The following is a 9564-nucleotide window of genomic DNA, read 5'->3' on the forward strand; positions in this document are numbered from 1 at the left end:
GACCCGCCCTAGATCGCTCCCCTGCCGGGATACCGTTGGCGCGGAGGGGTGACGATGACACAGCCGTACTATCAGCCGGGTCCGCAGGGTCCGCCTGGTCCGCCGCCGCGGCAGGGACCGTATGCGGTGCTGCCGCCGCGCTACCGAGCGCTGCGCACGATCGGCATCGTGGCCATCGCGCTGATGGGGGTGACCGCACTCCTCACCGCAGTGCAGTCGGTGCTGATGTGGCGCTCGTACGACAAGGTCAAGGACTTCATCTTCCTCAACGTCAGCGAGGACGACCTCGACGGCCTCGTGGACACAATGGTCGGGGCCAACTGGGCGCTCAACGTTGTCGGCTACCTGATGTTCGGGACGGCGATCGTCTACCTGCTGTGGCTCTGGTATGCCCGCGAGAACACCGACTTCCTGAACTCCACCCTCGCTCCGCGCCCACCTGCGAACCCGCTGCCGCCCGGTGAGGGTCTGCACCGCCGGAGTGCGGGCTGGATCATCGGGGCTTGGTTCTGCCCCGTCGTCCAGTTCTGGTATCCGCTGCAGCTCGTGCAGGACATCACTGTCGCCAGCGAACCGCTGGACCAGCCAGGCGCAGCCCGCAGCCCCCGGATCAAAGCCCTCATCTACACCTGGTGGGCCGGGTGGACCGGCTACTGGGTGATCGTGTGGGCCAGCCTGCTGGCCATCAGCATCGGTTTCATCACCTTCATCGTCCAGGCGGTCGAAGCCTCCGAGGACGCGGAGGGGTCGGTCAAGTTCTACGGTCTGCAGGACGTAATGGTGCAGGTCGCACTCTGGGTCGACATCGGCTTCAGCATCGCCGCACTGCTCCTGATCGTCGCGACCATCGCGTCCGCGCTGCTCATGCTTCAGATCGGCCAGTGGCAACAACAGCGCATGCAGGCTCCGCCGCCGCCCCCGGTCCAGGACTACTACCGCCCGCCGCCGGCCTTCCCGTCGTACCGGCCTCAGCAGTAGATGGCGACCGCGGTCGCGTCGTCGTAGCGCTTCCGGCGGACTGTGGTTGCGGCCTCGTCGTGGGTGCGGACTCGGCTGATGAGCGCGGCTGGGCCTTCAATGGTGAGGACGGTCATCAGGTCGGCCCAGCTGTGTCCGTAGTGCTCGGCGTAGCGGGAGGCACCATCGCTCAGTACGCCGATCGCCGTGACCTCGGCGCGGTCCGTCGTACCGGTGACTGCTTGGTACGCCGCCCCTGGGTTGGTGCTCGCCACCCAGAAACCTCCCGGGGCGTTGCGGAGCCGGCGGACGCTCTCGACTGTTCTCTCCGGCAAGTGCTCGAGTCGGTCGTCGCTGTGGACAGTCACCAGCTTGTCTGGGGACCAGCTTGTCTGGGGACCAGTAGACGACAGGGGAGTCAGCCAGAACCAAGTGCTCGACGCTGTCCGGCCGGACACGCACCATGGCGACGGTGGACGACGGACTGTCCCGGTTGGCGAGGTCACAGCTGTCCGCGTGCTCCGCACCAACAGCAGCGATCGCCTCAGCCAGTACGTCGGGCAGTGGCGCCGTCGACGCGGTGAGCAGCGGCGGTGCGACGTACCTGGCTAGTCGACCGACCAGCCAGGCCACCGTGTGCCGGCAGCCGGAGTCGACCCCGGGAAACGGGGTAGCTCCGTCGAACACCACTGCGAAGTCGGGCCCGGTCAGCACGAGGTCCTCGTTCACGGCGGGTGGTCGGCGGTCCGGTGCGGGCTGACAGCTCGAGCGGATCTCCACCCGGTCAGTCTGCCCGCAGTTCGGCCCAACTATCGGCGAGCGACTGCTCCAGTGCGATCTTCGGCGACCATCCGAGCCGCTCACCGATCAGTCCGATGTCGGCCTGCTGCCAGGGGGCGCCCAGCACGCCGTCCTGCATGGGGTCGTCGATGATCCGGGCCGGCTGGCCGCTCAGCTCGAACAGCTGACCGGCCACGTCGCGGGCCAGCGTCGCCCGGCCGCTGCCGACGTTCAGCACCGCTGGCAGCTTGGTATCGGTCAGCGCGACCGAGACCACCGCTTCCGCGGCATCGCGGACGTCGACGAAGTCGCGCCAGACATCGAGCGAGCCGACATCGATCTGCTGCCGGTCTCGCAGGTCCTCGATCACCCGGCCGGTCACCGTCGTCGCCGGCGATCCCGGCCCGTGCACGTCGAAGATCCGCAGTACGACCGCGTCGGCACCGTTGCGCTGGGCGCGAGTGACCAGCTCGGAGCCGGCCAGCTTGGTCAGCCCGTACGGACCGGTCGGCCGAAGCGCGGACCCCTCCGACTGACTCGCGCCATGCGAACCACCGCCGTACTCGGCCGCCGAACCGAGCTGCACGAACCGCGCATGCCCGGCGTTGTCGCGAGTCGCCGTCAGCAGTGCCTCGACCGCGGTGACATTCGCGGCAACCAGCTCGGCCGAATCACCGGTGGTCGCACCGACGGCGTTGATCACCACCGTCGGTTTGTAGAGACCGATCTGGGTCTCCAGCGCGTACGAGTGCATCGTGGCCAAGTCGCAGCGCAGGTGTGGTTCACCCCGGTTCCGGCTCAGTCCGCGGTACTCGACGCCCCGATCGGCGAGCAGCGCACAGATCCGGGCCCCGAGGAATCCACTCGCGCCGAACACCATCACCCGCTCTGATCCGCTCACTCCTCCATCGTGCGGCCCGTAGTTGTCGATCGGCTGAAGGCATCATCACAACCTGACGCGTAAGCATCACAACTGACTGTCGGCCGCGCCTGCGAGAGTGGTGGCATGGCGGGACAAAGTGGGCGTAGCGCGGTACCGACGGAGTCGACGGTTCGGGAGTGGGACGATCCGGAGCTGTCCGGGCGGACACAGCGGCGGGTGCTGTTCATCGACACCGATCTGACGGAGGTGGACAACCGCGGTGGGGTGTTCGAGGAGTGCACGTTCCGCGGGGTGCGGTTCAACGCGTCGACGCATACCGATGCCGCGTTCGTGAACTGTACGTTCGTCCGGTGCTCGCTGTTCGACACCACGTTCACCGGATGCAAGCTGGTCGGCAGCTTCTTCGACGACTGCACCTACAACCTGCTCAAGGTCTCCGGCGGCGACTGGTCCTTCACCGGGCTGCCCCGGGCTGACCTGCGCGGTGCGGAGTTCCACGGCGTGAAGCTGCGCGAGGCCGACCTCACCGGTCTGCGGGCCGCGAAGGCTGTCTTCCGCGACGTCGACCTGTCCGGCGCATCGCTCGCCCGAGCCGACTTCACCGGCGCCGATCTGCGCGGTTCGGACCTGTCGACCATCGACCCGCTCACGGTCGGGCTGCGCGATGCGCGGATCGATTTAACCCAGGCGATGGTCGTGGCGACCTCGCTCGGGCTCGATGTCCGGCCCTAGCCTGTGGATAACTTTACGTAGCTGAGCCGTCATCCCCCGGGTTACCCACAAGCTGTGGATAACCTTCCGGATAACTCACGTTCCCGCAGGTCAGCGGGCCCTCGCCACCGGTCTCAACCCGCTGGATGACTTGGCCGCCACCGGGATCGGGCGGAGCGGCAGGTGCTCGTGCCGCCGATGACGTGCTGTCGGACGGGGTCGAACCACGATCATGGCCGCGTGCTCGACGACGTACGGGCTGGGCACCAGAAGCCGGCGCCGCGCGATGGACTGTACCCCGGCGACCAGCCCGACCCCGCAGAAGGCACCCGCCGTGTTGGCGATCAAATCGTGCAATTGGCAGGAGCGCCCGAGCTGGGGGATCAGCGCCTGGACCGCCTCGACCGAGGCCGACAGCCCGATCCCGGCGGCGATGCCGTCGCCCGGCCGGCCGCTCGCCAGTGCCAGCAGCCCGGCGGCCGGGACGAACAGCAACACGTTGAGCAGACCCTGGACCGAGGTCAGTCCACCGGTCGTGGCCAGATGCGTACCGCACTGACCGACCACCGTGCCGAACCGGTGCGGCGTCGGACTGAGCGTCGCCGCCAGCACCAGCGCGAACGCCGCCGGCATCCCGAAGGCCGCGAGGCGAGGAGGCAGGGCCCCCGGCCGTCGCAGCGACGAGAGTGCAACCGGCAGTGCCATGCCGGTCAGCACGAGCCAGGTGTCGAGCAGATGTGGGATGCCGCGATAAGTCTCGAGCACTCGCCGGACCCTCCCGTGGTCGACCGCCTAACCCGATCTCTCTTCCTCTTCTCGACGATCTGTCGTCACGGGCACCACCCGCCACCCTTGTCCGGACATCTGCACGCAGCCGCAAGCCTGCTGTGACAATCCGTGCGCAAACTGTCACGCCATGTAGGGGCCAAGGGCAACGATTATTTGCGATGCGAAGCTGCCGGGTTTAGACCGGCAACTCCTGGTCAGCGCTGCGGCTTCAGCGGAAGCCAGGGTGAGTCCACCGGCGTGCACCGGCCGAACGTCCCGGTCTTCAACGTCGAGACCTTCGTCAGCCACTGTTCCCCGGATCCTTCACCTTCCAGCAGCAGCGTCCTTCCACGGCTGCGGTAGTCATTCGGCCAGAGCACCAGCACTGTCACCTGTCCGTTCGGGCCTTCGTGAAGCACTGTGAGCCGCGAGTCAGCGTCCCCCGGCGGCTTCCCGGCCGGCGTCCGGCGGCAGGTCTTCCCCTTCGCAAGGAAATCCACCTCGGCGGGCACGCCGGCTGCCCGCAGCCGCTTCTGCAGTCCTTTGTCGCCCTCCGCCCGGTAGATCGTCACCCGCACCGAACCGTCCGGCTGCGTGACCACGGCGTACGCAGGATCGCCACTCAGCATCGGTACGGCGACCGCCGTACCGGCAGCGAGTGTCAGGCAGGCGGCGATCCCGACCAGGACCCGCTTCGGACGCTTCCGGCGGATGTCGACCGGCCGCTCGGCGACGACTGTGCGGAGCTCGGCCAGGAGTTTGTCTTCGAAGGTGTTCATGAGGTCATCTCCGTGGGAGTCGGTACCAAGTGGAGTGACTGCGACCTGAGCCGGCCGCGCGCCCGGTGCAACCGCACTCGCATCGTCGGGAGCCGGATGCCGAGCACCTGCGCGGCGTCCTGCGGAGAGAGCCCGTCGAGCGCAACCAGCTCCAGCGCGGCACGCTCACCGGGCGGCAACTCGTCCATCGCCCGCAGCAGCGCCCGCGCCGATGCCTCGGCGTCGATCCGCTCCTCGAGCCGGGTGACGTCATCCGCTGTGAGCAGCCGCCGCCCCGAGATCCGCCGGTTCGCCCGCAATTCGCGGGCGTGCCGGCGCTTCTCCGCGGACACCACGTTCCGGGCGATCCCGTAGAGCCAGCCGATCGGCGTACCGAGGTTCGCCCGGTACCCGCCCGCCGCGTCGATCGCGGCCAGGAACACATCCGCCGTCAGATCAGCCGCAAGGTAGGGGTCGTCGACCCGCCGCGCCACGAAGCGCTGAATCCGTTCGATGTGTTCGGTGTAGAACGCCTCGAACGCATCTGGGTCCCGCCCGATCTCCGCAATCTCGGTCACGTCCGTCCTTCCGTCGCAGTCGGAAGTACTTGGCCCGAGCAGGCCTCGACGTTACGTCCGGATCAGGTTCAGAGCGGTCGGTGTTGCTGCACCGCTTCGGCCGCCCGCTCATCCCCGTCGGCCCGGAGCCCGGCGATCACCCCATCGACGTCAGCGGCCGACCGGTTCTGAGACAGCTTCACCTTCGCCTCGACCCGCGTGATCGCGAGCTCGATCCCCACGATCGCCCGGAGTTGCCCGCTCACGAACTTCTCCGGCGCATCGTCCACCGACCACGGCTCGGGCCGCGACCCCTCGTGCAGGTCCGACAGACGCCGTACGAGCTCTCCTACCCAGACCGGATCGTCGTGCACGGTCAGCTCGCCGTACACGTGGGCCGTCACGTAGTTCCAGGTCGGCACGACTCGCCCGTGCTCCTGCTTGGCGGCGTACCAGCTCGGCGAAACGTACGAGTCCACGCCGTGCATGATCACCAGCGCCTCGCCAAGCGCCGGCCGCTGCCACTGCTCGTTGTTCCGCGCCAAATGGCCCTGCAGCACCTTCCGCTCCGCGTCGTAGACAAACGGCAGCATCGTCGCCAACAGACCGCCCTCGGTCACCGTCACCAAGTCCGCCGCCCCATGCCGACGCAGCAACTCCTCAACGACAGCATCATCAGCAGCGAAATGCGCAGGCACATACATCCGAAACTCCCACCGTCGACTGATGATCACCCTGCCGCGCCACCTCCCGCCTGCCCAGGGCCAATTCGCGCCGTCTTCCACCCTCGACCGGCTTACGCTGCCGCCATGGGTTTCTGGGGAATGTTCATGGTCGCCGAGTCCGCCGTGCATCCGCGCGATGTCATTCCGGAGTTGCCCGCCGAGGTGGAGGTTGAACAGACCCGCCTCACTTCGGCGGCCGGCGACTGGTCCCGCTGGCGGATCTGGACCAACGTGGGACGCCTCTCGGCCGAGCTCGGTCATCAGGTCGAGGTGATACCTCGCAGCTCGGTCATCCTCGCCGAGTTCTACGACAGCGACGGCGCGCGGGTCGATTTCGTGGATTGGCCGTCGACGCACTGGACGACGTACCTGAACCTGGATCGGACCCTCGGCTACATCATCACGCCGTACGCGCCGTTCGATGCGGAGGGCAACGAGCTGGACGAGGCGGCCGTCGAGGCTCAGGATGCGGTCTACCAGCGCGAGCGTGATGCCGAGTACGCCCGGTTGCATGTCCCCGCTGCGACCACGGCACCGGCGGCGCTCGCCTGGGCAGAGCACGCCGGCCTGACGCCACAGTCGACGGTCGCTGAGCTCATCGCGCTCCTCGACTCCAACGAGCTCTTCGCCGAGGACGCGTTCTACGACCTGCTCAAGGCGCTGGGGCTGGAGCCGGCGGCAGCCACATGATGGTGGTGATCTCTTCCGTCGCGGGTGCGTGCGGGACGACCACGACCTGGTATTCGTCTTCGTAGAGGACGCGACCGGGGTCGGGGGAGGCGTAGCGCTCGCACGGGTAGTTGTGGGCGGCGAGGATCTCCAGGTAACCGGGAATCGGCGCGACCAGGTGGTCGGCGGTTTCGCGGAACCACGCCGCGGCCAGCGGGTTGTCGGCGTATACGGCTGGGTCGGTATCGGAGGGGTTCGGGTACGTCGCGTCGTACCAGGCGTTCGTCGTACGGCGGAAGTTCTCCTCTTCGGCGGTGAGCAGGCTGCGGTGGCCGAGCGAGTTGACCAGGCCGAAGATGCCGAGGTGTCGACCGCGTCGGTCCGGGACGGGGCTTTGGTAGCGCACGAAGGTCATCCGTCGATTGTGCGACGCTGGGGGAGTGGACACGCGCTTGGACACCGCCCGGATCCGTGCCGCCCGCGAGGTCATCGACCCGGTGTTTCTCGACACTCCGTTGTACGAGTGCGAAGCGCTCGAGCTTGGATGCCGGGTCAGCATCAAGCTCGAGACGGCGAACCCAGTGCGCAGCTTCAAGGGCCGCGGCACCGAACTGGTCGCGAGTCAGCTGGTCGGGCCCGCGGTCTGCGCGAGCGCGGGCAACCTCGGTCAGGCGCTCGCATGGTCCGGTCGCAAGCGCGGGCTCGACATCACCGTCATCGCCTCCCGGTTCGCGACCCCGGCCAAGCTCGACCGCATCCGCGCGTTGGGTGCCACCCTGGAGTTGGTGGACGGCGACCACGAACTCGCTCGCGACCGCGCCGCGGAGATCGCCCGCACCACGGGCATCCGGCTCGTCGAAGACAGCCTCGATCTCGAGACTTGCGAAGGTGCAGCGACGATCGGTCTGGAGCTGCTGTCGTCCGATGTCGACACCGTCCTGATCGCGCTGGGCGGCGGCGCGATGGCCACGGGAATCGGTCACGTACTGAAGGAGCTCGCACCCACCGTCGAGGTCGTCTGCGTCCAGCCGGCGGGTGCGCCCGCCATGACCCGGTCCTGGCACGAACGCCGCGTCATCACCACCTCCAGCGCCGAGACGATCGCCGATGGCGTGGCTGGGCGGCGCCCGATCCCCGAGGTGCTGGCCGACCTCCTACAGGTCGCGGATGACGCCGTACTGGTGCAGGAGGCGTCCATCGTTGAGGGCATGCGTCTGCTGCAGGTTGAGGCTGGTCTGGTTGCCGAGCCTTCGGCGGCGCTTGGGTTGGCTGCTCTGCTCGAGAACCCCGATCGCTTCGCCAGCCGCCACGTGGTGACCATCCTCTGCGGCAGCAACGTGAACCCGCCGGACTACCTGAGGTGGATCCGGCAGCCCTGAGAAATCGCGTGGCCAGGCCGAGCCGCAGACCCTAGCGTGGCCTGCATGTACGACGTTGTGGTTCCGATGACCATCCGCGGCCTGACCGTCGACGACCTCCCGACGCTCGGCGAATCCCCGAGCAAGCTGGTCTCGATGGAGATCGAACTGCAGCGAGCCGAACGCGGCGAAGTCGACTACCTCGCCGTCTGCACCCCCAACGGCCAACCAGTCGGCTATGGCGCCGTCGACTTCCTGAAACCACCCGGCGGAGCGACGCTCTACCAACTCACGGTCCTGGAGCAGTTCCAGTCCTGCGGGATCGGCACCATCCTCATCCAGGCTTTGGAACAGAGCATCCGAGCCCGCGGTATCGCCTTCGCCGAGCTCGGCATCGACGACGCGAGCCCCCGCCCACGCGCCCTGTACGAACGCCTCGGGTACGTCGTCAGCGGTACCGAACTGGGCTCATGGCAGATCGACACCCCCGCCGGTCCCGCCCGCTACGAAACGACCATCACCCTGTTCCGCAAGCCGCTAGGACCTCCCGCCCCGGAGTGGGCGACCACCGCCCTTCCACGCGAGATAGTCCGCTTGCTCGAATCACCGCGAACGCTGGCGGAACTGTCCGACGTACTGGGAGTGACCGACGCCCGCATCCTCTGGTACCTCACGAAACTGGCCGCGGCAGACCGGGTCCGGGAAACCGACGGCCGCTGGATCCGAACCCAGCAAGGCGCCACAGACCTCGCCACTCCACCGCCGACCACCGATCTCCTCGGCAGCACCACCTACGACTACCAGCAAGCCTTCGCCGACACAGCCGCCGGCATGTTCGGTACGACGTATGTCCAGGCCTCCGGTGAACACGGCGGGCGCGTCCCCTATGCCCAAGCGGTCGAGTTCAACCAACGCCTTCAAGCGCTCACCGCCGAATACTTCGCCCCGGACCGCATAGACCGCACCGCCTCCCCCAAGTACGGCTTCCACTGGGTGCTCACCCCCACCGACCTCCACCCGCTCGCGTGAGCACCGTCTACTTGATCGTCGGTCTCCCCGGCGCAGGCAAGACCACCCACGCCAAACACCTGGAAACCACGGCTTCGGCCCTCCGGCTGACTCCCGACGAGTGGCAGATCGCCCTCTTCGACGGCGAGAACCCAGACGACAAACGCGACCTGGTCGAAGGCAAGCTCATCGAGATCGGCATGCGCGCCGCCCACCTGGGCACCAACGTCATCCTCGACTTCGGCTTCTGGGGCCACGACGAACGCTCAGCCCTCCGCTGGATCGCCAGCGCCGTCGGCGCCCGCGCCCAAGTCGCCTACCTCCCCATCACCCCCGAAGACCAACTCCACCGAATCAACCACCGCTACACCACCACCCCCCCACCAGACC

The 9564-nt window shown here is 67.8% G+C and carries 13 protein-coding genes and 1 pseudogene; 6 read left to right on the forward strand and 8 right to left on the reverse strand.

Features of this window, described 5'->3' with window-relative positions:
- Nucleotides 1-54 precede the first annotated feature (54 nt).
- The gene (locus E1263_RS16730; RefSeq protein WP_132168304.1) at nucleotides 55-978 is read left to right on the forward strand and encodes a DUF4328 domain-containing protein; all 924 of its coding nucleotides are present in this window, start codon (nucleotides 55-57) and stop codon (nucleotides 976-978) included.
- On the opposite strand, the gene E1263_RS43685 is transcribed toward E1263_RS16730, so the two are convergent.
- The 3 genes and pseudogenes from E1263_RS43685 to E1263_RS16740 form a co-directional block, all read right to left on the reverse strand.
- Entirely contained in the window at nucleotides 969-1232 is a 264-nt protein-coding gene (locus E1263_RS43685; protein WP_238161288.1) for a hypothetical protein, read from the reverse strand. The two genes, E1263_RS16730 and E1263_RS43685, sit on opposite strands and share 10 nt — an antisense overlap.
- Before the next feature lie 172 nt (nucleotides 1233-1404).
- Nucleotides 1405-1821: pseudogene (locus tag E1263_RS44225) on the reverse strand (hypothetical protein); the annotation flags it as partial.
- Entirely contained in the window at nucleotides 1742-2638 is an 897-nt protein-coding gene (locus tag E1263_RS16740) for an NAD-dependent epimerase/dehydratase family protein (protein ID WP_238161286.1), read from the reverse strand. The gene E1263_RS16740 and the pseudogene E1263_RS44225, both read right to left, overlap by 80 nt.
- Before the next feature lie 105 nt (nucleotides 2639-2743).
- Here E1263_RS16740 and E1263_RS16745 point away from each other — a divergent pair, with 105 nt between their 5' ends.
- A complete protein-coding gene (locus tag E1263_RS16745) occupies nucleotides 2744-3352 on the forward strand; it encodes a pentapeptide repeat-containing protein (protein ID WP_132168306.1) in 609 nt (202 codons plus the stop codon).
- A gap of 90 nt (nucleotides 3353-3442) precedes the next feature.
- Here E1263_RS16745 and E1263_RS16750 read toward each other — a convergent pair whose 3' ends face one another.
- The 4 genes from E1263_RS16750 to E1263_RS16765 form a co-directional block, all read right to left on the reverse strand.
- Nucleotides 3443-4096 (reverse strand): VanZ family protein, encoded by a 654-nt coding sequence (locus tag E1263_RS16750; protein ID WP_132168308.1) that lies wholly within the window; start codon nucleotides 4094-4096, stop codon nucleotides 3443-3445.
- A 218-nt stretch (nucleotides 4097-4314) separates the two neighbouring features.
- Nucleotides 4315-4878: a hypothetical protein gene (locus E1263_RS16755; protein WP_132168310.1), complete on the reverse strand. Its 564-nt coding sequence runs from the start codon at nucleotides 4876-4878 to the stop codon at nucleotides 4315-4317.
- Nucleotides 4875-5435 carry an RNA polymerase sigma factor gene (locus E1263_RS16760; RefSeq protein WP_132168312.1) on the reverse strand — a complete coding sequence of 187 codons (561 nt, stop codon included), beginning with the start codon at nucleotides 5433-5435 and terminating at the stop codon, nucleotides 4875-4877. The genes E1263_RS16755 and E1263_RS16760 overlap by 4 nt, the downstream gene beginning before the upstream one ends.
- A gap of 68 nt (nucleotides 5436-5503) precedes the next feature.
- Nucleotides 5504-6118 carry an FMN-binding negative transcriptional regulator gene (locus E1263_RS16765; protein WP_132168314.1) on the reverse strand — a complete coding sequence of 205 codons (615 nt, stop codon included), beginning with the start codon at nucleotides 6116-6118 and terminating at the stop codon, nucleotides 5504-5506.
- A 105-nt stretch (nucleotides 6119-6223) separates the two neighbouring features.
- Between E1263_RS16765 and E1263_RS16770 the strand changes: the two genes are divergently transcribed.
- Nucleotides 6224-6829, forward strand: a complete 606-nt coding sequence (locus E1263_RS16770; protein WP_132168316.1) for a hypothetical protein — start codon at nucleotides 6224-6226, stop codon at nucleotides 6827-6829.
- Here the strand turns inward: E1263_RS16770 and E1263_RS16775 are convergent.
- Entirely contained in the window at nucleotides 6792-7223 is a 432-nt protein-coding gene (locus tag E1263_RS16775) for a hypothetical protein (protein ID WP_132168318.1), read from the reverse strand. The two genes, E1263_RS16770 and E1263_RS16775, sit on opposite strands and share 38 nt — an antisense overlap.
- Nucleotides 7224-7248: 25 nt before the next feature.
- On the opposite strand from E1263_RS16775, the gene E1263_RS16780 reads away from it, so the two are divergent.
- The 3 genes from E1263_RS16780 to E1263_RS16790 form a co-directional block, all read left to right on the forward strand.
- Nucleotides 7249-8187, forward strand: coding sequence for a threonine ammonia-lyase (locus tag E1263_RS16780; RefSeq protein ID WP_132168320.1), 939 nt, complete (start codon nucleotides 7249-7251; stop codon nucleotides 8185-8187).
- Between the two features lie 45 nt (nucleotides 8188-8232).
- Nucleotides 8233-9195 carry a GNAT family N-acetyltransferase gene (locus E1263_RS16785; RefSeq protein ID WP_132168322.1) on the forward strand — a complete coding sequence of 321 codons (963 nt, stop codon included), beginning with the start codon at nucleotides 8233-8235 and terminating at the stop codon, nucleotides 9193-9195.
- Nucleotides 9192-9564 (forward strand): P-loop nucleotide/nucleoside kinase family protein (locus tag E1263_RS16790; protein ID WP_132168324.1); only part of this gene is annotated, 373 nt, incomplete at its 3' end. The genes E1263_RS16785 and E1263_RS16790, both read left to right, overlap by 4 nt.

The organism is Kribbella antibiotica, from assembly GCF_004349055.1.
Taxonomy (GTDB): Bacteria; Actinomycetota; Actinomycetes; order Propionibacteriales; family Kribbellaceae; genus Kribbella; species Kribbella antibiotica.